Annotated in this window: 19 protein-coding genes; 16 read left to right on the forward strand and 3 right to left on the reverse strand. The window is 71.5% G+C overall.

From position 1 onward, the window contains the following. Positions 1 to 76 precede the first annotated feature (76 nt). From ACIBJF_RS20430 to ACIBJF_RS20440, 3 genes are read left to right on the forward strand one after another with little or no spacing between them, the layout of a single operon-like run. Positions 77 to 610 carry a PadR family transcriptional regulator gene (locus ACIBJF_RS20430; protein WP_365323649.1) on the forward strand — a complete coding sequence of 178 codons (534 nt, stop codon included), beginning with the start codon at positions 77 to 79 and terminating at the stop codon, positions 608 to 610. Further along, positions 607 to 1,305 (forward strand): ABC transporter ATP-binding protein, encoded by a 699-nt coding sequence (locus ACIBJF_RS20435; protein ID WP_399175373.1) that lies wholly within the window; start codon positions 607 to 609, stop codon positions 1,303 to 1,305. Before ACIBJF_RS20430 ends, ACIBJF_RS20435 begins: the two co-directional genes overlap by 4 nt. Then, complete coding sequence (locus ACIBJF_RS20440; protein ID WP_399175375.1) at positions 1,302 to 2,693, forward strand: ABC transporter permease; 1,392 nt, start codon at positions 1,302 to 1,304, stop codon at positions 2,691 to 2,693. The genes ACIBJF_RS20435 and ACIBJF_RS20440 overlap by 4 nt, the downstream gene beginning before the upstream one ends. 98 nt (positions 2,694 to 2,791) lie before the next feature. Here the strand turns inward: ACIBJF_RS20440 and ACIBJF_RS20445 are convergent, their stop codons facing one another. Further along, positions 2,792 to 3,328, reverse strand: coding sequence for an HNH endonuclease (locus ACIBJF_RS20445; RefSeq protein WP_039649619.1), 537 nt, complete (start codon positions 3,326 to 3,328; stop codon positions 2,792 to 2,794). A gap of 324 nt (positions 3,329 to 3,652) precedes the next feature. Between ACIBJF_RS20445 and ACIBJF_RS20450 the strand changes: the two genes are divergently transcribed. Both ACIBJF_RS20450 and ACIBJF_RS20455 read left to right on the forward strand, forming a co-directional pair. Beyond that, positions 3,653 to 4,765, forward strand: a complete 1,113-nt coding sequence (locus tag ACIBJF_RS20450) for a mechanosensitive ion channel family protein (RefSeq protein ID WP_399175377.1) — start codon at positions 3,653 to 3,655, stop codon at positions 4,763 to 4,765. A 142-nt stretch (positions 4,766 to 4,907) separates the two neighbouring features. Beyond that, entirely contained in the window at positions 4,908 to 5,525 is a 618-nt protein-coding gene (locus ACIBJF_RS20455) for a Uma2 family endonuclease (RefSeq protein WP_351797631.1), read from the forward strand. Between the two features lie 151 nt (positions 5,526 to 5,676). Here ACIBJF_RS20455 and ACIBJF_RS20460 read toward each other — a convergent pair whose 3' ends face one another. After that, a complete protein-coding gene (locus ACIBJF_RS20460; RefSeq protein WP_399175379.1) occupies positions 5,677 to 6,039 on the reverse strand; it encodes a transposase in 363 nt (120 codons plus the stop codon). 170 nt (positions 6,040 to 6,209) lie between these two features. On the opposite strand from ACIBJF_RS20460, the gene ACIBJF_RS20465 reads away from it, so the two are divergent. After that, complete coding sequence (locus ACIBJF_RS20465; RefSeq protein WP_399175381.1) at positions 6,210 to 7,277, forward strand: IS110 family transposase; 1,068 nt, start codon at positions 6,210 to 6,212, stop codon at positions 7,275 to 7,277. On the opposite strand, the gene ACIBJF_RS20470 is transcribed toward ACIBJF_RS20465, so the two are convergent. Next, positions 7,220 to 7,813, reverse strand: coding sequence for a hypothetical protein (locus ACIBJF_RS20470; RefSeq protein ID WP_399175383.1), 594 nt, complete (start codon positions 7,811 to 7,813; stop codon positions 7,220 to 7,222). The two genes, ACIBJF_RS20465 and ACIBJF_RS20470, sit on opposite strands and share 58 nt — an antisense overlap. A 272-nt stretch (positions 7,814 to 8,085) precedes the next feature. Here ACIBJF_RS20470 and ACIBJF_RS20475 point away from each other — a divergent pair, with 272 nt between their 5' ends. The 10 genes from ACIBJF_RS20475 to ACIBJF_RS20520 all read left to right on the forward strand — a co-directional run bounded on the left by ACIBJF_RS20475 (position 8,086) and on the right by ACIBJF_RS20520 (position 21,211). After that, entirely contained in the window at positions 8,086 to 9,297 is a 1,212-nt protein-coding gene (locus ACIBJF_RS20475; RefSeq protein WP_365323639.1) for an ROK family transcriptional regulator, read from the forward strand. 49 nt (positions 9,298 to 9,346) lie between these two features. Beyond that, positions 9,347 to 10,693 carry an ABC transporter substrate-binding protein gene (locus tag ACIBJF_RS20480; RefSeq protein WP_399175385.1) on the forward strand — a complete coding sequence of 449 codons (1,347 nt, stop codon included), beginning with the start codon at positions 9,347 to 9,349 and terminating at the stop codon, positions 10,691 to 10,693. 3 nt (positions 10,694 to 10,696) lie between these two features. Next, positions 10,697 to 11,638 carry a carbohydrate ABC transporter permease gene (locus ACIBJF_RS20485; RefSeq protein WP_399175387.1) on the forward strand — a complete coding sequence of 314 codons (942 nt, stop codon included), beginning with the start codon at positions 10,697 to 10,699 and terminating at the stop codon, positions 11,636 to 11,638. 2 nt (positions 11,639 to 11,640) lie between these two features. After that, positions 11,641 to 12,534 carry a carbohydrate ABC transporter permease gene (locus ACIBJF_RS20490; RefSeq protein WP_399175389.1) on the forward strand — a complete coding sequence of 298 codons (894 nt, stop codon included), beginning with the start codon at positions 11,641 to 11,643 and terminating at the stop codon, positions 12,532 to 12,534. A gap of 7 nt (positions 12,535 to 12,541) precedes the next feature. Then, positions 12,542 to 13,807 (forward strand): 6-phospho-beta-glucosidase, encoded by a 1,266-nt coding sequence (locus tag ACIBJF_RS20495; protein ID WP_399175391.1) that lies wholly within the window; start codon positions 12,542 to 12,544, stop codon positions 13,805 to 13,807. Continuing rightward, entirely contained in the window at positions 13,798 to 14,781 is a 984-nt protein-coding gene (locus ACIBJF_RS20500) for an N-acetylglucosamine kinase (RefSeq protein WP_399175393.1), read from the forward strand. The genes ACIBJF_RS20495 and ACIBJF_RS20500 overlap by 10 nt, the downstream gene beginning before the upstream one ends. A gap of 147 nt (positions 14,782 to 14,928) precedes the next feature. Further along, entirely contained in the window at positions 14,929 to 16,362 is a 1,434-nt protein-coding gene (locus tag ACIBJF_RS20505) for a hypothetical protein (RefSeq protein WP_399175395.1), read from the forward strand. A 14-nt stretch (positions 16,363 to 16,376) separates the two neighbouring features. After that, positions 16,377 to 17,411, forward strand: a complete 1,035-nt coding sequence (locus ACIBJF_RS20510) for a glutamate ABC transporter substrate-binding protein (protein ID WP_399175397.1) — start codon at positions 16,377 to 16,379, stop codon at positions 17,409 to 17,411. A gap of 42 nt (positions 17,412 to 17,453) precedes the next feature. Further along, positions 17,454 to 18,734: a hypothetical protein gene (locus ACIBJF_RS20515; RefSeq protein ID WP_399175399.1), complete on the forward strand. Its 1,281-nt coding sequence runs from the start codon at positions 17,454 to 17,456 to the stop codon at positions 18,732 to 18,734. After that, on the forward strand, positions 18,731 to 21,211 hold the full coding sequence (locus ACIBJF_RS20520; protein ID WP_399175401.1) for a tetratricopeptide repeat protein: 2,481 nt from the start codon (positions 18,731 to 18,733) through the stop codon (positions 21,209 to 21,211). The genes ACIBJF_RS20515 and ACIBJF_RS20520 overlap by 4 nt, the downstream gene beginning before the upstream one ends. Positions 21,212 to 21,213 lie beyond the last annotated feature (2 nt).

A 21,213-nucleotide genomic window follows, 5' to 3' on the forward strand; every position in this document is an offset into this window, starting at 1 on the left:
AGCCGCTCGAACAGGCTCCTGGCCGATCACAGATCACTATTCACTCAGTACATGTATCGAGTGCATAATGATCCGCATGAGCACCCGTCACATCCTTCTGGGTCTGCTCGCGGCAGGGCCGAGCCATGGCTACGACCTGAAGCGACGCCACGACGAACGCTTCCCGCAGGCCCGTCCACTGGCCTACGGGCAGGTCTACACGACCCTGCAGCGCCTGGTCCGGGACGGCCTCGCGGAGGTGGAGGGCACCGACGCGGACGGCGGTCCGGAGCGCACGCTGTACCGATCGACGGACACCGGTTCGGGCGAACTGGCCCGCTGGGCGGGTGAGATCGCCCCGCCGGCGCCCTTCGTGACGAACGAGATCTTCGCCAAGGTCGTCGTGTCGATCCTGGCCGGCGGCGACCCGGCCGCCTATCTGCGCGCCCAGCGGGCCGCGCACATGGAGCGGATGCGGCAGCTCACGGCGGTCAAGACAGACCGGAACGCCGACCTGGCGACCGTGCTGTCGGCCGACTACGCCCTCAACCACCTCGACGCCGACCTCCGCTGGATGAACACCACGGCGGCCCGGCTGACCACTCTGACCGCGGAGGTCGACGGAGCATGACCCACAAGGGGGACACCTCGGCCCCGGTTCTCACGGGCCGGGACCTCGTCAAGGCCCACGGCAGGACCCGGGCGCTGCGCGGCGCCTCGGCCGACCTGCACGCCGGCGAGATCCTCGCCGTGACCGGGCCCAGCGGCAGCGGCAAGTCCACCCTGCTGCACTGCCTCGCGGGCCTCGTCCGCCCGGACGAGGGCTCGGTGGCCTACGCCGGGCAGCGGCTGGACCGGCTCCCGGAGAAGCGGCTGAGCGAGCTGCGCCGTACCGACTTCGGCGTGGTCTTCCAGTTCGGGCAGCTGATCCCGGAGCTGACCGCCGCGGACAACGTGGCGCTGCCGCTGATGCTGGCGGGCGCCGGCCGCGCCGAGGCCCGGGAACGGGCCGGCGAGTGGCTGGAGCGGTTCGGGGTGCGCGGTCAGGAGGCGCTGCGGCCCGGCGAGCTGAGCGGCGGCCAGACGCAGCGGGTCGCCCTGGCCCGGGCGCTGGTGACCGGGCCCAGGGTGGTCTTCGCCGACGAGCCGACGGGTGCGCTGGACTCGCTGGCGACCGAGCAGGTGATGACGGCCCTGGTCCGCACGGCCCGCGACTCGGGTGCGGCGGTGCTGCTGATCACGCACGACGCCCAGGTGGCGGCGTACGCGGACCGCGAGGTGCGCCTCAGCGACGGTGCCGTGGTGCCGGCGGAGGTGACGGCATGACGGAACAGGCACTCTCCGGGAGGCGTGCCGGTGCGTCGGTCGACGTCCGGCTGGCCTGGCAGCTGGTCCGGGGCTCGGACCGGCGGGAGTGGTGGCGGCTCGGGCTGACGGCGGCCGGGGCCGCGCTCGCCACCGGGTTCGCGCTCGCGGCCGTCGCGCTGGCCTCACTGCACGGGCACTACCGGGTGTCCTTCGGCCACGGCCTGCTGGACGGCCCCGGCGAGCGCTCGGGGGTGGTCGTCAGCCTGCTGCTCCTGCTGGTGCCGGTGCTGGGGTTCCTCGGGCAGTGCGCGCGGATCGGCGCCGTGCACCGTGACCAGCGGCTGGCCGGGCTGCGGCTGGCGGGCGCCGGCCCGGCGCAGGTGCGCCGGATCGCCGCGCTGGAGACGGGGACGGCCTGTCTGCTGGGCTCGGTCCTCGCCAGCGCGGTCTGCGTCCCCGTCCTGCTGGGCGTGTGGAGCGGCCCGACCGCCTGGACCTGGGCCGGGTCCGTGCTGGTCCTGCTGGGGGTGCCGGTGCTGGGCGCAACGGCGGGCGCGCTGGCGCTGCGCCGGGTGGTGGCCTCGCCGCTGGGATGGGTGCGCCGGGTGCGGCCGAGCAGCGGGCGCGGGCCGGGAATGCTGTTCGTCGCCGGTGTCCTTCTCGTTCTGCTGCTGGCGCTGTGGGCCGTGGCGAACACCTCCGGCGCCGACCGCGGGCGGGTGCCGTTGACGGTGTTCGCGCTGGTCCTCCTGGTCGGCGGGGGCACGGTGTGGCTGGCCGGGGGCACGGCCGGGGCGGTCGGGCGGCTGCTGGCGGGCCGGGCCCGTTCCGCGGCGACGCTGATCGCGGCGGAGCGGCTGCGCGCCGATCCCTGGGCGGCGGCCCGCACCCACGCGGCGGTGCTGCTGGTCACGATCGTCGGCACGGGGTTCGTGGGGATCCGGGGGGCGCTCCTTGCGGACCTGCACGAGATGAGCCGCGACCAGCGGCTCGGCACGGACATGGCCTTCTACACGACGGGCCTCGATCTGACGGCCGTCGCGATCCTCGTCGGCCTCGCGATCACCCTCTCCGGCCTCGCCGTCGGCACCGCCGAGTCGGTGGCGAACCGCCGCCGGGGCCTGGCCGCACAGGTCGCCTCCGGGGTGCCCCGGGCGGTGCTCGGCCGGGCGCTGCTGCTGGAGACGGCGCTGCCGCTGGCCCCTGCGGTCGTGCTGGCGGGCGCCGGCGGCATGGCGATCGGCGTCTGGTACGCCTCGCTGACCGAGGGCCGGCTCACCCAGGCCGTGCCGTACACCGCACTGCTGGTGCCGGTGGGCGTGTACGCCTGCTGCCTGCTGGCGGCGGCCGCCTCACTGCCCCTGCTGCGCCGTTCGGCGCACCCGGGGGAGCTCAGGTACGCGTGAGTCTCCGGCTCCGGGGGGACAGGGGACTCCCGGAGCCGGTTCGCGTCCTCACCCCGCGTGCGCGGGGTGAGGCGGGTACGCGAAGGCCCGGATCGTCGTCAGGCAGAAATGCCGTCGATCCGGGCCAGGGCATCGTCCGCGCCGTACGGCTGCAAGTAGGGCAGCCAGCGCGGGTCCCTATGCCCGGTGCCGATGATGCGCCAGGCCAGGCCGGTCGGCGGAGCCGGTTTGTGCCGCAGCCGCCACCCCAGCTCGACGAGGTGACGGTCGGCCTTCACGTGGTTGCAGCGGCGGCAGGAGGCCACCACGTTGTCCCAGACGTGCTTGCCCCCGCGACTGCGCGGGATGACGTGGTCGACGCTGGTTGCGACGCCACCGCAGTACATGCACCGGCCCCCGTCGCGCGCGAACAGCGCACGCCGGGTGAGGGGAACGGGCCCCCGATAGGGAACCCGGACGAATCGCTTGAGCCGGACCACGCTGGGTGCGGGGACTGTGACGGTTGCGCTGTGCATATAGGCGCCGGATTCCTCGAGGGAGACGGCCTTGTTCTCCAGGACGAGGACGAGCGCGCGGCGGAGCGGTACGACGCCGAGCGGCTCGTACGACGCGTTGAGGACCAGGACATGCGGCACGGGTGCCTCCTTGGGCGTCGGCGGCGCGTGGCTCGCGCCGGGACGATCTGCAGTCAGTCTCCCCTCACGCCTGGTGGAAGCGCCACCATGTCCCGGTAACGGGCTGGGAGTGTTTTCGACCACACCTGATTCATCCCCCGGATCACGGCCCGTTCAAGCCAGGGTGAGTCCCGTCTCTCCTGCGCCCCTCCTTGGCGGATCGGCGCGATGCACACACAATGCCCCGTTAGTGTGGTGGCCCTGTCCGTCCGGTGACCTTCTCGTGACCTCGAAGACCTTGACCGCCCGCCGGCACGGACCGTGCAGCACCTGGAGGTACCTGCCGTGTCGTCCTTGCCCGCCGTCCTGCTGGCCGCCGGTGCGTCGCCGACCCCGTCCCCCTCTCCCTCCGGTTCGACGGCGCCGGCCGTGCCGTCGCTCCAGGACGCCCAGGAGAGCGCCACGAACGCGGCGAGCTGGGTCGAGCAGAACTGGTCGACATGGCTCGCGATGGGGCTGCAGATCCTGCTGATCCTGGTGATCGCGGTCGCGCTGCGCGCGGTGGTGCGGCGGGCGATCACCAAGCTGATCGACCGGATGGGGCGCACCGCCGTGGCCGTGGACGGCTCCGCGCTGAGCGGGCTGCTGGTCAACGCCGAGCGGCGGCGGCAGCGATCGGCGGCGATCGGTTCGGTGCTGCGGTCGGTGGCGAGCTTCCTGATCCTCGGCACGGCCGCGCTGATGATCCTGTCCACCTTCAAGATCAACCTGGCGCCGCTGCTGGCCTCGGCCGGTGTGGCCGGCGTGGCGATCGGTTTCGGCGCCCGGAACCTGGTCACCGACTTCCTCTCCGGCGTCTTCATGATCCTGGAGGACCAGTACGGCGTCGGTGACGTGGTCGACGCGGGCGTGGCCACCGGTGAGGTGATCGAGGTCGGGCTGCGCGTGACCAAGCTGCGCGGTGCCGACGGCGAGATCTGGTACGTCCGCAACGGCGAGGTCAAGCGGATCGGCAACCTCTCCCAGGGCTGGGCGACGGCCGGGGTCGACGTGACGGTGCGGGCGAGCGAGGACCTGGACAAGGTCAAGGCGACCCTGGACGACGTCGCCGAGCACATGAGCAAGGAAGAGCCCTGGAACGAGCTGCTGTGGGGCCCGATCGAGGTCCTCGGCCTGGACTCGGTCCTGATCGACTCCATGGTGGTGCGGGTCTCCGCCAGGACCATGCCGGGCAAGGCGCTGACGGTCGAACGCGAGCTGCGCTGGCGCATCAAGCGCGCCTTCGACGCGGCGAGCATCCGCATCGTGGGCGGCGCGACGTCGGTCGAGGACGCGGAGGACACCCCGGACCCGACGGCGGCCGTGGCGGCGCCGTCGGTCTTCGCCAACGCGGACTCGCCCCAGGCGGCGGCGACGGCACCGATCGCCGCGCAGCGGCCGACGCCTCCGGGCAAGTAGCGAGCGGAACGGTTTCAGCACACTCGTTCGAGTGAACAGGTGGGGCATTCCGGCGCGGGGAGCGCACGGAGTGCCCCATCGTTCTGCACGGGGCGCCCGGCGTGGGCTTAGCCTGGCATCAGTGCGACAAGGAGAACGAGCGATGAGCGCCGAACCTCTCATGGAGCCGGTGATGACGCAGGACCCCATCGATCTGTTGATCGCGTTCGAAGAGGCGTCCGTGGCGCCGATTCGACCCGAGTACGTCGAGGGGACGGTCATTGTGCCGCCGCAGCCGAACCACGAGCACAACGCCGGCGCCTTCAAACTCGCCGCCCAGTTCTATACAGCAGGGTTCGACCTGGCAGGCATGGGCAACGGCTATCGGGGCGCGCACAAAGACGGCAGCACCATGGCCCTCGTCATCCCGGACTTCTACGTTCTGCGCCGCCTACCGACAGACCTCGACGAGGCTTACCGGAAAGCCCACAAGGGCTGGTATCCCATCGACATGGTCACTCTGATCGGCGAGGTCACGTCGACCAACCACGCGGTTGACACCGGAGCCAAGCTCGCCACCTATGCCGCCGTCGACATCCCCGTCTACATCCTGATCAACCGCAACACGAAGACCGCCCACTGCTACACCGACCCCGTCCTCCCCGGCGACGACCCCACCGAGGCCTACTACAAGACCGACACCAAGGTCACCCTCGGCGACCCCCTCCCCCTCCCGGCGCCGTACCCCACCCTCGACACCACCCCCTTCCTCACCGACTGACAGTGAGGATTGGCCATGGCATCGCTCGGGGGTCTGACTCTCCGACTGACTGACGCTTCGGCTGTCCTTGGCTGGAATCGTCGGCCTGCCGGGCGGTGCCGCCTGGCGTGTGGCCGGTCGGGCGTCCGTGACTTCATAGCGCCTCTGTGTGTCAAGCGGCTTGAGCGAGGTGGTTCCGTTGGTCTCGTTTCATGATCCGGTAGACCACGTTGGACAGTCGTCGCTTGAGAGCCCTGCGGGCCTCCGAAGGCGTCTTCCCCTCAGCGATCTTGCGGAGGTAGTAGTCCTGACCGCGCCCGCCATCGCGGATCTGGCAGATGGCGATGGTGTGCAGGACCGAGTTGAGCGCGCGGTTTCCGCCAGTGTTGAGCCGGTGGCGGACGTTGTTGCCGCTGGAGGCGTCCAGGGGTGCGCTGCCGGTGTAGCTGGCGAAGTGGTGTTCGGTGGGGAACCGGCTGATGTCCCCGATGTGGCCGAGGACCTTCGCGGCCAGCCCGAAGGCGGCAAGGAGCACTGCGGGCCCGTGCCGACCGACACCCTGGACGCTACGGCTGCAGACCGAGCATCTGGGGTCGATTCAACAAGTCAGGAGCCCGGCCAAAGGTCCCATCACTGTCTTGTCCGTCTGCCCGACCGGCCCGCGCCCTCCCACCAGTGCGCGTTGGAAGGGCAGCACACAACAGCATGGCAGCACAGGACATAACGGTGGTCGGCGGGATCGACACGCACGCCGACCTCCACCAGGCGGCGGTCATCGACAGCATCGGCCGGCACCTGGCCACCGAGCAGTTCGAGACCACCCCGGACGGCTACCGCAGGCTGCTGGACTGGTTGCGCTCGCACGGCGAGGTCCTGGCCGTCGGGATCGAGGGGACCGGCGCCTACGGGGCCGAGGTCGCCCGGTTCCTCACCGCGAACGAGGTCACGGTCATCGAGGTGGACCGGCCCGACCGCAAGGCCAGGCGGGACAATGGCAAGTCCGACTCCATCGACGCCTACGCGGCCGCGACAGCGGTCCTGTCGGGGCGGGCCGCGGGCACGCCGAAGTCCCGCAACGGGATCGTGGAGGCGATCCGGGCCCTGCGGGTGGTCCGCAAGAGCGCGGTCAAGGCCCGCACCCAGACCATCAACCAGATCCGTACCCTGATCGTCACCGCGCCGTCCGACGTCCGGGACAAGCTGCGAGGTCTGTCCGCGCGCGAGCTGGTCGACACTCTGGCCCGCTCACGTCCGGCGGGCGAACTGGCTGATCCGGCCTGCGCAGTGAAGACCGTGCTGCGGCGGCTCGCCCGTCGCTACCAGGCACTCGACGAGGAGATCAAGGAAGCCGACCGGGAGATCGGACCGCTGGTCACCCGGGCCGCCCCCAGGCTCGTCGCCCTGCCGGGCGTCGGCCCCGAGACCGCCGGCCAGCTGCTGACCAGCGCGGGCGACAACCCCGACCGGCTCCGCTCGGAAGCCGCCTTCGCCCACCTCTGCGGGGCCGCCCCCGTGCCCGCGTCCTCCGGCCGCACCAACCGCCACCGCCTCAACCGCGGCGGAGACCGCCAGGCCAACAACGCACTGCACACCATCGTGCTGGTCCGCATGAAGTACGACCAGCGCACCCAGGAATACGTCGCCCGACGCACCGCCGAAGGCATGACCAAGAAGGACATCGTCCGCTGCCTCAAACGGTTCGTCGCCCGCGAGATCTACCGCCACCTGCCCCACGTGACCCACACCACCGAACCGCTCCCACAGACCGCTTGACGATCTATAGGAGCTTCCAGCCGCACTATCTGGCACAGCGCGACGAACGCGCTCGCCCTGCGCAGCCCCAGGCCGGTCGTCAGGTTCTCGTCGGCGCCGATCCTCAGCCGGGCCTCTCCCGACGCGGAGTCGAAGGTCACGGTGCCGCTGACGGACCGCCGGCCGCGGAACGGGCGCCAGCGGAAGTGGATTTCTTCGCCGCTCAGCACGTCCCACGCCCGCTCGCACATGGGCAGGCCGACCCTCAGGCGCGTCGCCCGGTCGGCCGGAAACGTGTGCTCCTGCGTGGCGGCCAGCGTCTCGGCCGTGACCGGGATGTCGGTGCCGCGAGCGCGGCGGTGCAGGGCGCCGTACGCGTAGACGGCAAAGAGGACGGCGAGGACCGCGTAGAAGACGAGGTCCATGACGACCTCGTAGGCCGTCGACCAGGACAGGGCGTCATGCGTGACATCGCCCGTGCAGAGCAGGACCGTAGGCAGCAGGAACACGGACATCGCGGCCAGCCACAGCTTCACCAGGAGTCTTCGGTCGGGCATCGTCCACCATCCGCGCATCGACGGCCGGGGCACCTGCCCGGCGAGCGGATCAAAGATCACCAGCCTGTGGACGGGCTGTACAGGCCCGCGAGATAACGACTCTGCAGCCCCCGCGCCCTTGTCTATTGACGCCCCCTTCGTCCTGGGCTTACGTTCCTCCCACCCCAATAGGAAAGTTTCCTAACAGTGATCTCCAGGGCGGCCGGTGATCAAGACTGGACCTCCCGCCAGGTCACTGCGAAGCTGGGCGGCTGGAAAGGCAGGTGTCGACCATGGCAGGAACCGCCGGTACGCCGGGCACCCCGCGCGTGCTGCGCGCCATGAACGACCGTGCCGCCCTGGACCTCCTGCTGGAGCACGGGCCGCTGTCGCGCACCCGGATCGGGAAGCTCACCGGCCTGTCCAAGCCCACCGCCTCGCAACTGCTGGCCCGCCTGGAGGCGGCCGGACTGGTCCGGGTCACCGGCACCAGCGAGGGCCGGCCGGGCCCGAACGCCCAGCTGTACGCCGTCAACCCCACGGCCGCGCACGCCGCCGGGCTCGACGTCACCCCCACCCGCATCCGCGCCGCCGTCGCCGACATCACCGGCCGGACGGTGGGTGAGTACGAGCTGCCCACCCCCGGGCGGCGGCCCGCCCACCCGGTCGTCCAGCAGGTCGCCGACGCGCTCGACGGCGCCGTCAAGGCCGCCGGGCTCGCCCGGTCCGATGTGCACCGGCTGGTCATCGGCACCCCGGGCGCCTTCGACCCCAACACCGGCCGGCTGCGCTACGCCTCCCACCTGCCCGGCTGGCACTCCCCCGCCCTGCTCGACGAGCTCGCCGCCGCCCTGCCGATGCCGGTGGAGTACGAGAACGACGTCAACCTCGTCGCCCTCGCCGAACAGCGGCTCGGGGCCGCCCGGGGCCACGGCGACTTCGTCCTGCTGTGGAACCAGGAGGGGCTCGGCGCCGCCCTGGTCCTCGGCGGCCGGCTGCACCGCGGCTGGACCGGCGGCGCCGGCGAGGTCGGCTTCCTGCCGGTGCCGGGCACACCCCTGGTGCGGCAGGTGACCAAGGCCAACAGCGGTGGCTACCAGGAGCTGGCCGGCTCCCAGGCCGTACCGAAGCTGGCCCGGGAACTCGGCATCACCGATGTGCCGTCGGGGCCGTACGCCGAGGCCGCTGCCGAACTCGTGGCCCGGGGCGCCGATCACGCCTCCGGCCCCTACCGGGAACTGCTCCGGACCTACGCGACCCGGCTCGCCACCGGTCTCGCCTCGCTCGTCTCCGTCCTCGACCCCGAACTCGTCGTCCTCAGCGGCTCCGCGCTGACGGCCGGCGGCGAGGGCCTGCGCGCCCTCGTCCAGGCCGAGCTGGAGGAGCTGGCCGCGGCCCGCCCCCGGCTGGTCGTCGGCGACGTCCACGAACACCCCGTCCTGCGCGGCGCGTTGGAGTCCGCGCTCGTGACCACCCGCGACGAGGTCTTCGACACCTCGCGCTGACCCGGCAGCACCTCCTCTTCCCCTTCACCCGTCCCTGGGAGACCTCGCCATGCCGACAGCCATACCCGAAGTCGCCCGAAAAGCGGCTTTCGCCCTGACAGTCTCCGCCCTGCTGCTCACCGCCACCGCCTGTACGGGGCAGTCGAACTCCGGTGCCACGGACGACGCCTTGAAGGACACGACGATCAACTTCTGGCACGCCTGGAGCGCGCCGAACGAGGTGAAGGCCGTCAAGTCCCTGGTCGCCGGCTTCGAGAAGGCGCACCCCAACATCCACGTGAACGTCGTCGGCAACATGACCGACGACAAGATCAACCAGGCGCTGCGGTCGGGCGGTGACAGGGCGCCGGACGTGATCTCCTCGTTCACCACCAACAACGTGGGCAAGTTCTGTTCCTCGGGTGCGCTGGTCGACCTCAACCCCTTCTTCAAGAAGGCCGGGATCGATCCCGCGAAGACGTTCCCGAAGACCATGAACGAGTACACCCAGTTCGACGGCAACCGCTGCACGGTGCCGCTGCTCGGTGACGCGTACGGGCTCTACTACAACAAGACGGCGTTCCGGAAGGCCGGCATCGCGAATCCGCCGAAGACCTGGTCCGAGTTCGAGGCCGACGCCAAGAAGCTGACCATCGCCCAGGGAGACGGCTACAAGCAGCTCGGGTTCATGCCGGACTACCACGGCTGGGAGACCACCACCGAGCACTACTTCGCCCAGTTCTCGCCGACGTACTTCGGCAAGGACGGCAAGTCGAACCTCGCCGAGGACCCGGCGTTCGAGAAGGGCTTCGCGCTCCAGAAGCGGCTCGTGGACGAACTCGGCGGATTCCAGAGGCTGGAGAAGTTCCGGGCGACCCTCGGTGACGAGTGGGGTCCCAAGCACCCCTTCCACACCGGTCAGGTCGCCATGCAGCTCGACGGCGAGTGGCGGCTCGGGATGGCGCAGCAGGCCAAGCCGGACTTCGAGATCGGGGTCGCCCCGCTGCCCGTGCCCGACGACCAGGTCGCGCAGTACGGCAAGGGCTACATCACCGGCACCATCGCGGGCATCGCCGCCACCAGCCACAAGCAGAACGCGGCCTGGGAGTTCGTCAAGTACATCACCACGGACACGGACGCCGTGGTCGGCTTCGCCAACGACATCCACAACGTCCCCTCCACCCTGGCGGCGCTGAAGTCCCCGAAGCTGACGTACGACCCGCGCTTCAAGACGTTCCTCGACATCGCCGCCGATCCGCACTCCGCCACGACTCCCGCCTCCATCAACGGCGGCCAGTACCTGGTGACGATCCAGCAGTTCGGTTACGACTACGAAAGCGGCAAGGTCACCGATCTGAAGGCCGGGCTGAAGAAGACGGCCGCGCAGATCGACACGGACATCGCACAGGCGAAGTAGCCGATGAGTACGGTCACTCTGGCGTCGAAGCGCCGCCGGGCGGCGCTTCGCACCCTCGCCTTCATGTCGCCCTGGCTGATCGGCTTCGCGGTGTTCTTCGCGTACCCGCTGATCTCGACGGTCTACTTCTCCTTCATGCACTACGACGGCTTCCGGCCGCCGACGTGGAGCGGCGGGAAGAACTGGCGTTACGTCTTCGCGCACTACCCGCTCTTCTGGCCGGCCCTGCGCAACACGCTGTGGCTGGTGCTGGTGATGGTGTCGTTGCGGGTCGTCTTCGGGCTCGGCATCGGCCTGCTCATCACCAAGATCAAGACGGGGACGGGGGTCTTCCGCACCCTCTTCTACCTGCCGTACCTGGCCCCGCCGGTCGCCGCGACCATGGCCTTCGCCTTCCTGCTCAACCCCGGTACGGGCCCGGTCAACTCGATCCTGGAGAAGGTGGGCATCCCGGCGCCCGGCTGGTTCAACGACCCCACCTGGTCCAAGCCGGCCCTGACCCTGCTGGCGCTGTGGGGCATCGGCGACCTCATGGTCATCTTCATGGCCGCGCTGCTGGACGTGCCGACCGAGCAGTACGAGGCGGCCGAGCTGGACGGGGCCTCGGCCTGGCAGCGGTTCAGGTACGTCACCCTGCCGAACATCTCCCCGATCGTGATGTTCGCGGTCGTCACCGGCGTGATCCAGACCATGCAGTACTACACCCAGCCGCTGATCGCCGGGAAGGTCGCCTCCGGCGTGATCCAGGGCGCCGGAACCCAGTTCGAGCCCGGCTACCCGGACAAGTCCACGCTCACCCTCCCCCAGCTCGTCTACAACCTCGGCTTCCAGCGCTTCGACTACGGCTCGGCCTGTGTGGTGGCGCTGGTGCTGTTCGCCCTGTCGATGGTGTTCACCGGGTTCCTGATGCGGCGCCGGGGCGGTCTCATCCAGGCAGGTGACTGACCATGACCCAAGTACTGGACAAGCCGGTCGAGTTGAGGACGGCCTCCGCGGCCGCCGAGCGCACCGCCCGGCGCAGGGCGCTGCTCGAATGGATCGCGGTCCACTCCCTCGGCGTCGCCGCCGCGCTGTTCTTCGCGCTGCCGTTCGTGTTCGTGTTCCTGACCTCGCTGATGAGCGACACCCAGGCGCTCAGCCGCGATCTGATCCCGCACACCTGGGAGTGGGGCAACTACAAGAAGGTCTTCGACACGCCCGGCTTCCTGACCTGGTGGAAGAACACGCTGATCTACGCCGGCCTCGGCACCGTCCTGACCGTGGTGTCGTCCATCCCGGTGGCGTACGCGCTCGCCAAGTTCCGCTTCCGGGGCCGCAACCTGTCCCTGATGCTGGTGATCTCGATGATGATGCTGCCCCCGCAGGTGGTCATCATCCCGATGTACCTGTTCTGGGCGAAGCAGCTGGACCTGTCCGGCACGCTGTGGCCGCTGATCATCCCGATGGCGTTCGGCGACGCGTTCTCCATCTTCCTGCTGCGCCAGTTCCTGATGACGATCCCGAACGAGTACCTGGACGCCGCCAGGGTGGACGGCTGCGGCGACCTCGGGACCCTGCTGAAGGTCGTCCTGCCCATGGCCAGGCCGGGCATCGCCGCCGTGGCCCTCTTCCAGTTCTTCTACGCCTGGAACGACTACTTCGGCCCGCAGATCTACGCGTCCGAGAACCCCGGCGCCTGGACCCTGAGTTACGGCCTGGAGTCCTTCAAGGGCGCCCACCACACCGACTGGAACCTCACGATGGCCGCGACCGTGCTGGTCATGGCCCCCGTGATCCTCGTGTTCTTCTTCGCGCAGAAGGCGTTCGTCGAAGGCGTCACCCTCACCGGAGTAAAGGGTTGATCCGCATATGAAACTCACCGTGGTCGGCGGAGGCTCGACCTACACCCCCGAACTCATCGACGGCTTCGCACGCCTGAGGGACACCCTGCCCATCGAGGAACTCGTCCTCGTGGACCCGGCCGCCGAGCGCCTGGAGCTGGTGGGCGGGCTGGCCCGCCGTATCTTCGCCAGGCAGGGTCACCCCGGCCGGATCGTCACCACCGCCGACCTGGACGCGGGCGTGGACGGCGCCGACGCCGTGCTGCTCCAGCTGCGCGTCGGCGGCCAGGCTGCCCGCGAGCAGGACGAGACCTGGCCGCTGGAGTGCGGCTGCGTCGGCCAGGAGACCACCGGCGCCGGCGGCCTGGCCAAGGCGCTGCGCACGGTCCCGGTCGTCCTCGACATCGCCGAACGGGTCCGCCGTGCCAACCCGCGCGCGTGGATCATCGACTTCACCAACCCGGTCGGCATCGTCACCCGCGCCCTGCTGCAGGCCGGGCACCGCGCGGTCGGGCTGTGCAACGTGGCGATCGGCTTCCAGCGGAAGTTCGCGAACCTGCTCGGCGTGGCCCCGGCCGACGTCCACCTCGCGCACGTGGGCCTCAACCACCTCACCTGGGAGACGGGGGTACGGCTCGGCGGCCCGGAGGGCGAGAACGTGCTGCCCAAGCTGCTGGCCGAGCACGGCGAGGCGATCGCCGACGACCTGCACCTCCCGCGCCCCCTCCTGGACCGCCTGGGCGTGGTCCCCTCCTACTACCTGCGCTACTTCTACGCCCACGACGAGGTCGTGCGCGAACTGCGCACCAAGCCGTCCCGCGCGGCGGAAGTCGCGGCGATGGAGCGGGAGTTGCTTTCGATGTACGGCGACCCGGCCCTGGACGAGAAGCCGGCGCTGCTCGCCAAGCGCGGCGGCGCCTACTACTCGGAGGCGGCCGTCGACCTCGCGGCGGCGCTGCTGGGCGGGGGAGGCAGCCCCTACCAGGTGGTGAACGCCTTCAACAAGGGCACGCTGCCCTTCCTCCCCGACGACGCGGTGATCGAGGTCCAGGCCGCGGTGGGCCCGACCGGCCCGGCCCCGCTGCCGGTGCCGGAGCTGGACCCCCTGTTCTCGGGACTGATCGCGAACGTGACGGCGTACGAGGACCTGGCCCTGGAGGCGGCGCTGCGCGGCGGCCGGGACCGCGTCTTCCGCGCCCTGCTCGCCCATCCGCTGATCGGCCAGTACGCCTACGCCGACGCCCTCACCGACCAGCTGATCGCACACAACCGGGAGCACCTCGCGTGGGCCTGACCGCACCCGAATCCGGGAGTGTCCTCGCGATCGACGCGGGCAACAGCAAGACCGACGTGGCCGTGGTCACCGCCGCCGGGGAGGTGCTGGCCACGGCCCGCGGCGGCGGTTTCCGCCCGCCCGCGGTGGGGGTGGCGGCGGCGCTGGACGCGCTGGCCGAACCGGTGGGGCGCGCCTTCGCGGACGCGGGCGTCACGTCCGTCTCCCATGTCTCGGCGTGCCTCGCCAACGCCGATCTCCCCGTGGAGGAGGAGCAGTTGGCGACCGCGCTCCGGGCCCGCGGCTGGGGCGCGTCGGTGGAGGTGCGCAACGACACCTTCGCGATCCTGCGGGCGGGCGTCGCCGAGCCGCGCGGGGTGGCCGTGGTGTGCGGGGCCGGCATCAACTGCGTCGGCATGCGCCCCGACGGCCGTACCGCGCGCTTCCCGGCCATCGGCCGGATCTCCGGTGACTGGGGCGGGGGCTGGGGCCTGGCGGAGGAGGCCCTGTGGTTCGCCGCCCGGGCGGAGGACGGCCGGGGCGAGCCGACGGCCCTCGCCCGCACCCTGCCCGGCCACTTCGGGCTGCCGACGATGTACGCGCTGATCGAGGCGCTGCATCTGGAGCACGTCGGCCACGACCGCCGGCACGAGCTGACCCCGGTGCTGTTCGCGACGGCGGCCGCGGGCGACGCGGTGGCCCGCTCGATCGTCGCCCGGCTCGCGGAGGAGGTGACGGTGATGGCCACGGTGGCGCTGACCCGCCTGGACCTGCTCGACGAGGAGACTCCGGTCCTGCTCGGCGGCAGCGTCCTGACCGCCGGCCACGCGCTGCTCGACGACGGCATCCGCGACCGGCTTGCCGCCCAGGCCCCCAAGGCCGACGTCCACGTGGTCACGGCGAGCCCGGTCCTGGGCGCGGCCCTGCTGGGCCTGGACCGGCTCGGGGCGGACGGTGAGGCGCGGGAGCGGGCGCGGGGGCACTGGGAGGGGTGACCGGCCCCGGGGGAACCGAACACCTGCACAGGGCGTATTCATGGGCAGCGCACGCTGCGATCCGATCAAGATCCAGTGAAGGCCGGTGCGGATGCCGGTGCGTGCCGCGATACTGGGCGGCGAACGGTTGACCCTGGGGGAGGTCGAGTGACACACCCGCCGAAGAGCGCAGCACCACCCGTGCCGGGCCCCGGCGTGCCCGCCGCCCCCGGCATTCCCGCGCAGACGCCCCGCCCGGCCCCCACCGGCTCCCCCACCCCGTCCGCCCCGCGGACCGCGTTCGCCGAGGGCGTCGACCGGCTGCGGGACGCGGCGACCACCGAGCCGGGGCGGCTGCGGATCATCGGGGCCGTACTGGCGCTGCTGGTCGTGGCGTTCGGCGCGGTCACCGCCTGGCAGGCGAGCGAGCGGGCGGCCGCCGCCGACGACGTACTGCACCGCAGCCAGCCGCTCAGTTCCGGTGCGGCGGACATCTACCGCTCGCTGGCCGACGCCAACACGGCCGCCTCCAGCGGGTTCCTGGCCGGCGGTCAGGAGACGACCGCCTCCCGCGACCGGTACGAGAAGGACATCCGCACGGCCGCCGCGGGCCTGGTGACGGCCGCTGCGAACGCCGAGCCGGGCTCCGCCTCCGAGGCGACCATCACCCGGCTGAACAAGCTGCTGCCGGAGTACAAGGGGCTCATCGAGCGGGCCCGGACCTACAACCGGCAGGGCTATCCGGTCGGCGGCGCGTATCTGCGCTACGCCAACGAGAAGATGCAGAAGGAGATGCTCCCGGCGGCGGAGGATCTCTACACCAAGGAGAACCAGCGGCTGGACGCCGACTACGGCGACGCCACCCCGTATCCGTGGATCGCCATCGCCCTCGGCGTGCTCGCGCTGGCCGCGCTCGGCTGGGCCCAGCACCGCAGCTACCGGCGCACCAATCGGGTCCTCAACCACGGCCTGGTCGCCGCCTCCGCCGCCACTACGGTCGCGCTGCTGTGGCTGGTCGTCGGGCACGCGGTGGCCCGCTCGGAGCTGAACGGCTCCTACGACCACGGCATCCGCTCGCTGACCGTGCTGCACGACGCCCGGATCGCCTCCCTGAAGGCGCGCGGCAACGAGAACCTGAGCCTCGTGGCGCGCGGCGCCGAGACCATCACGGTCGACGGGCGGACGTACGACGCGTACTACTACGACTTCGACAAGGACATGGCCGGCCTCGGCCAGGGCCTGACCCGGGCGGCGAAGCTCGCCGACGACCAGGGCGGCAGCGCGCCGGTGAAGGCGGCTGAGGGCAACATGGTGGTGTGGAAGCAGCGCCACTCCGCGGCCCGCACCGAGGACGAGAACGGCAACTACCAGCAGGCGCTGGACAAGGTGATCGGCGCCAAGGGCGCCACCGGCGAGTGCTTCGACAGCGTCGACGCCAACCTCGCCCGGGCCATCGACCACGAGCAGAGCGAGTTCCAGCAGGCCGCCGGCGACGGCCGGGACGCCATGGCCGGACTGCCGGTGGGCGCGGCGGTGCTCGCGGTGCTCGGCGCGGCCGGCGCCGTCTTCGGCATCGGCCGCAGGCTTTCGGAGTACCGGTGACAGGAGGCATGACCATGTACGCGGCACGTGTACGAGCCTCCCTGCGGGGCTGGGGCGGGGTCGGCGCGATGGCGGTGCTGTGCGCGCTGGCACTGGCGTTCGTCCTGCTGCTGCCGTGCACCCAGCAGCCCCCGCAGCCCGGTCCGGAGCGGACCGGTCAGGCCGTCGCCAGCGGGATGCAGGCCCGCGCCGGGGACTGCAAGGACTCCGAGGCGCAGAACCAGACCCTGTCGCCGTCCGGCGCGGACGGCCCGACCATCGACGCGATCAAGGCCCGTACCGGCGCCAAGCGCAAGCTGATCGTCGGCGTCGACCAGAACAGCTACCACTGGGGCTACCGCAACCCCAACACCCAGGGCGCGGAGCTGGAGGGCTTCGACATCGACCTGGTGCACCACATCGCGCAGGACGTCCTCGGCGACCCGGACGCGGTGCAGTTCAAGGCGATCCCGACCAGCCAGCGGATCTCCGCGATACAGGACGGGCGGGTGGACATGGTCGTGCGGACCATGACCATCACCTGCGACCGGCTGTCCCAGGTGGCGTTCTCCGCGCCCTACTTCAAGACCGGGCAGCAGGTCCTCGCGCCCAAGTCGTCGGCCATCACGGGCTACAACGCCACCCTGGCGCACAAGAGGATCTGCACGGCGGCCGGTTCGACGGCGTACACCAAGCTGGACGCCGACAGGAAGGACGGCACCCTGCCCTCCTCCACGGACATCTCCACCACCGTCCCGAACCAGCTCGACTGCCTGGTCAGGCTGCAACTCGGCGAGGTGGACGCGGTGGTGACCGACGGCGCGCTCGCCGCCAGCCAGGCCGCGCAGGACCCGACCGTCGAACTGAAGGGCGGGGCGTTCACCATCGAGTACTACGGCGTGGCGATGAAGAAGGACGCCTCCGATCTGGTACGCCGGGTCAATCGCGTTCTGGTGGGCTACCGCGGCGGTGGCTGGCAGGCGTCGTACGACAAGTGGCTGTCGGCGACACTGGGGAAGGACTCCAGCGCGTCCAAGCCGCCCGCGCCGCAGTACCTGCGCACGAACTGAGCCACATCCGACCGGAAACCTTGAAGCAGCGAGAGGTGATCGATGGGCGTCACGGACCCCGCCGGGCCGGTGATGGACCGGGACGAGGTGGACCGTGCGCTGGCGCGGCTCGGCCAGGAGCACGAGGCGATCGAGACCTCGCTGCTGGCCCTGCAGGACCACGCGGGCCGCAGACTCCTCGAAGGCGCCGAACTGACCGGCGTCACCAAGGAACGCTGGCAGGCCACGGAGGCGCGGATCACCCTGCTGTGGGGGTACTTCGACGCCTACGCGGCCGCGCTGCGCTCCGCCCGCGAGATCCGCGCCCGGCGCCGCTGGTCCAGCCGCGAGGACCTGGTGGAGCTGACCGAGCTGCTGCGCGGCGAGTCCGTGACCGTCCCCGGAGCCGGGAACGGCGTGCTCAGCGAGTCCTACTCGCTGTCGGCGCTGGTGGACCGGATGAACGAGCTGTACGCGACGAGCCTGGACCTGGTGGTGGCCTGCGACGCGGTGTGGTCGGCGCTGCCCGCGCGGATCGATTTACTCGCCGCGGAACTCCAGCGCACCCGCAAGCTCGCGCACTCCGTCGGCGTGCGCCCCGGCGAGCACCCGGCCGGCGACGACCTGGAGCGGATCACCCGCACGCTGACCAGGCTGCGGGAGGACGTCGTCTCCGACCCGCTCGCCTTCTGGGTGCCGAACGAGGGCAGTACGGCGCCCGGCGGCGGCCGCCCGGACACCACGGTGTACGACCGTGAGGCGCGCGCCCTGGAGGACGTGCGCCGGGAGATCGACGCCGTGCTGACCGTCCGGCAGGACGCGGAGGCCCGGCTGATCCGGCTGCGGGACGTGCTCTCGCGCGCCGACCGCACCCTCGCCGAGGCCCGCACCGCGCGCGGCGAGGTGCTGGCGAAGATCGCCGCGACCGAGGTGCCGGTGGTCAGCGGCCCGCCGACCGTGCTCCAGGAGCAGCTGGCGACGGCGGCCGAGTACCGCAGGCAGGCCCAGTGGCACCGGCTCTCCCCGCTGCTCGAGTCCCTGGAGGAGAAGGCGGAGGACGAACTGCTGCGGGCCCGTGAGTCGTTGACCGCGGTCACCGCGCCGCTCGCGGTCCGCGCCGAGCTGCGCGGCCGGCTCGACGCGTACAAGGCGAAGGTGGCCCGGCACGGGCTCGCGGAGGACCCGTTCCTGGTCGAGCGGTACGACGCGGCCCGCCGGATGCTGTGGAGCGCGCCCTGCGACCTGCGGGTGGCCGAACAGGCCGTGCTGCGCTACCAGCAGTTGGCGGCCGAGCTGCTCGGCGGCGCGGGCGCGCCGGAGGACCGTAAGGGGGACCAGTCATGAGTCAGGCGGGGCAGACCTGTCAGCGGCCGGGCTGCGAGGGGTCGTACGAGGACGTCGGCGGCGGCGAGCTGTACTGCGACACCTGCGGACTCGCGCCGGTCGTGTCGGCTGGGGGTCCCCCCTCTGGGGAAGGGATGGTCGGCTCGCCCGCGACCGGGATCACCCAGGGCGCGGCGGACAGCGGCAGTTCGCGCAGCAGCGCGCGCACGTCCTCGCAGTCGTCGAAGTCGCGCCGCTCGGTGTCCGGGCGGCTCTCGCGGTCCCTGTCGGGCCGCTCCAGCGGGCGTTCGGTGTCGGTGCGCAGCTCCGGCTCCTCCTCCGGCGCCTCCACCCGCGGGCGGCTCGGCGCCGGTCTGGTGCACGTGCCGCAGGTGCCGCGCCCTGATCCGCGCGCGATGGTGCTGGAGAACCCGGAGGTGCCGGAGCGGAAGCGATTCTGCTCGCGCTCGGACTGCGGGGCGCCGGTGGGGCGCGCGCGGGGTGACCGTCCCGGCCGCACGGAGGGTTTCTGCACCAAGTGCGGGCACCCGTACTCCTTCGTGCCGAAGCTGAAGGCCGGGGACATCGTGCACGGCCAGTACGAGGTCGTGGGCTGCCTCGCGCACGGCGGGCTCGGCTGGATCTACCTCGCCGTGGACCGGGCCGTCTCCGACCGCTGGGTGGTGCTCAAGGGTCTGCTGGACACCGGGGACCAGGACGCGATGGCCGCCGCGATCTCCGAGCGCCGCTTCCTCGCGGAGATCGAGCACGCCAACATCGTGCGGATCTACAACTTCGTGGAGCACCTGGACCAGCGCACCGGCTCCCTCGACGGCTACATCGTCATGGAGTACGTCGGCGGCAAGTCCCTGAAGGAGATCGCCAACGCCCGCCGCACGCCGCAGGGCCGCCGCGATCCGCTGCCGGTGGAGCAGGCGTGCGCGTACGGCATCGAAGCGCTGGAGGCGCTCGGCCATCTGCACAGCCGTAATCTCCTCTACTGCGACTTCAAGGTCGACAACGCCATCCAGACCGAGGACCAGCTCAAGCTGATCGACATGGGCGCCGTGCGCCGCATGGACGACGACGAGTCGGCGATCTACGGCACGGTCGGCTACCAGGCGCCCGAGGTCGCCGAGGCCGGCCCGTCGGTGGCGAGCGACCTGTACACGGTGGGCCGTACCCTCGCGGTGCTCACCTTCGACTTCCAGGGCTACACGAACGTCTACGTGGACTCGCTGCCCGACCCGGACACCATCGACGTCTTCCGCCGCTACGAGTCCTTCTACCGGCTGCTCGTCCGCGCCACCGACCCCGACCCGGCCCGCCGGTTCGCCTCCGCGCAGGAGATGGCCGAGCAGCTGACCGGTGTGCTGCGCGAGGTGGTCTCGCTGCAGACCGGGCAGGCGCGGCCGGCGCTGTCGACGCTGTTCGGGCCCGAAGTGAAGGTCACCGACCGGGAGTTGTTCCCCCGGCTGGACGGGGATGTGTCCCGGCTGGGGGCGCGGCCCCTCGCCAAGGCCACCCGCCCCGACCCGGCTGCGCTGCCGCCCGCGCTCGTCAAGCCCGTCGACACCCCGGCCACCGCGCTCGCCCTGCCGGTCCCGCTGGTCGACCCGAGCGACCCCAACGCGGGTTTCCTGGCCGGTCTGATGACCTCCGCGCCGGCCGAGCTGATCGCCGCGCTGGACGCGGCGCCCACGCAGACCGTGGAGACCCGGCTCAGGCAGATCCGCGCCCGGCTGGAGAGCGGCGACCACCAGGCCGCACTGATGAGCCTGGCCAAGCTGGAGGAGGAACGGCCCGACGACTGGCGGGTGGTGTGGTACCGGGGCGTGGCCGCCCTGGTCACCGGCGACTTCGAGGGCGCCGCGCTCTCCTTCGACGCGATCTACGACGCCTTCCCCGGCGAGGCCGCGCCCAAGCTGGCGCTCGGCCTGTGCGCGGAGGTGCTCGGGCAGCTGGACAACGCGGCCGAGTACTACCACCTGGTGTGGGCGACCGACCCCAGCTTTGTGAGCGCCGCCTTCGGGCTCGCCCGGGTGCAGCTGGCGGCCGGGAACCGGCATGGGGCCGTACGAACCCTGGAGTCGGTGCCGGAGTCCTCCATCCACTACACGGCCGCCCGGGTCGCCGCCGTCCGGGCGCGGCTCAGACAACGCACCGCGACCGCCGGTGACGTACCGTTCCTGGACGACCTGACGGCCGCCGCCGGGCAGGTCGAGGCGCTGGACGCGTACGGTCTGGACCCGGCGCGGCGCGAGCAGTTGTCGGCGGAAGTCCTCGGCTCGGCGCTGGACTGGATACTCTCCGGTGGCCAGGGCAGCCCGCCCGCCGCCGGGGGACGGGTGCTGCTGGGCAGCGGTCTGGACGAGCGGGGCCTCCGCTTCGGCCTGGAGCGCGCCTACCGCACGCTGGCCCGGCTGGCGCCCGGCGGCGAGGAGAGGATCGAGCTGGTGGAACGGGCCAACCGTTACCGCCCCCGGACGTGGGTGTAGTC

The organism is Streptomyces sp. NPDC050743, assembly GCF_044456925.1.
In the GTDB taxonomy this organism is placed as follows: domain Bacteria; phylum Actinomycetota; class Actinomycetes; order Streptomycetales; family Streptomycetaceae; genus Streptomyces.

What these genes read in the sequence shown, in the direction of transcription:
- ACIBJF_RS20430 (WP_365323649.1), top strand. Translation starts at nt 77, where the DNA reads ATGAGCACCCGTCACATCCTTCTGGGTCTGCTCGCGGCAGGGCCGAGC.
- ACIBJF_RS20435 (WP_399175373.1), top strand. Translation starts at nt 607, where the DNA reads ATGACCCACAAGGGGGACACCTCGGCCCCGGTTCTCACGGGCCGGGAC.
- ACIBJF_RS20440 (WP_399175375.1), top strand. Translation starts at nt 1,302, where the DNA reads ATGACGGAACAGGCACTCTCCGGGAGGCGTGCCGGTGCGTCGGTCGAC.
- ACIBJF_RS20455 (WP_351797631.1), top strand. Translation starts at nt 4,908, where the DNA reads ATGAGCGCCGAACCTCTCATGGAGCCGGTGATGACGCAGGACCCCATC.
- ACIBJF_RS20465 (WP_399175381.1), top strand. Translation starts at nt 6,210, where the DNA reads ATGGCAGCACAGGACATAACGGTGGTCGGCGGGATCGACACGCACGCC.
- ACIBJF_RS20470 (WP_399175383.1), bottom strand. Translation starts at nt 7,813, where the DNA reads ATGCCCGACCGAAGACTCCTGGTGAAGCTGTGGCTGGCCGCGATGTCC.
- ACIBJF_RS20475 (WP_365323639.1), top strand. Translation starts at nt 8,086, where the DNA reads ATGGCAGGAACCGCCGGTACGCCGGGCACCCCGCGCGTGCTGCGCGCC.
- ACIBJF_RS20480 (WP_399175385.1), top strand. Translation starts at nt 9,347, where the DNA reads ATGCCGACAGCCATACCCGAAGTCGCCCGAAAAGCGGCTTTCGCCCTG.
- ACIBJF_RS20485 (WP_399175387.1), top strand. Translation starts at nt 10,697, where the DNA reads ATGAGTACGGTCACTCTGGCGTCGAAGCGCCGCCGGGCGGCGCTTCGC.
- ACIBJF_RS20490 (WP_399175389.1), top strand. Translation starts at nt 11,641, where the DNA reads ATGACCCAAGTACTGGACAAGCCGGTCGAGTTGAGGACGGCCTCCGCG.
- ACIBJF_RS20495 (WP_399175391.1), top strand. Translation starts at nt 12,542, where the DNA reads ATGAAACTCACCGTGGTCGGCGGAGGCTCGACCTACACCCCCGAACTC.
- ACIBJF_RS20510 (WP_399175397.1), top strand. Translation starts at nt 16,377, where the DNA reads ATGTACGCGGCACGTGTACGAGCCTCCCTGCGGGGCTGGGGCGGGGTC.
- ACIBJF_RS20515 (WP_399175399.1), top strand. Translation starts at nt 17,454, where the DNA reads ATGGGCGTCACGGACCCCGCCGGGCCGGTGATGGACCGGGACGAGGTG.
- ACIBJF_RS20520 (WP_399175401.1), top strand. Translation starts at nt 18,731, where the DNA reads ATGAGTCAGGCGGGGCAGACCTGTCAGCGGCCGGGCTGCGAGGGGTCG.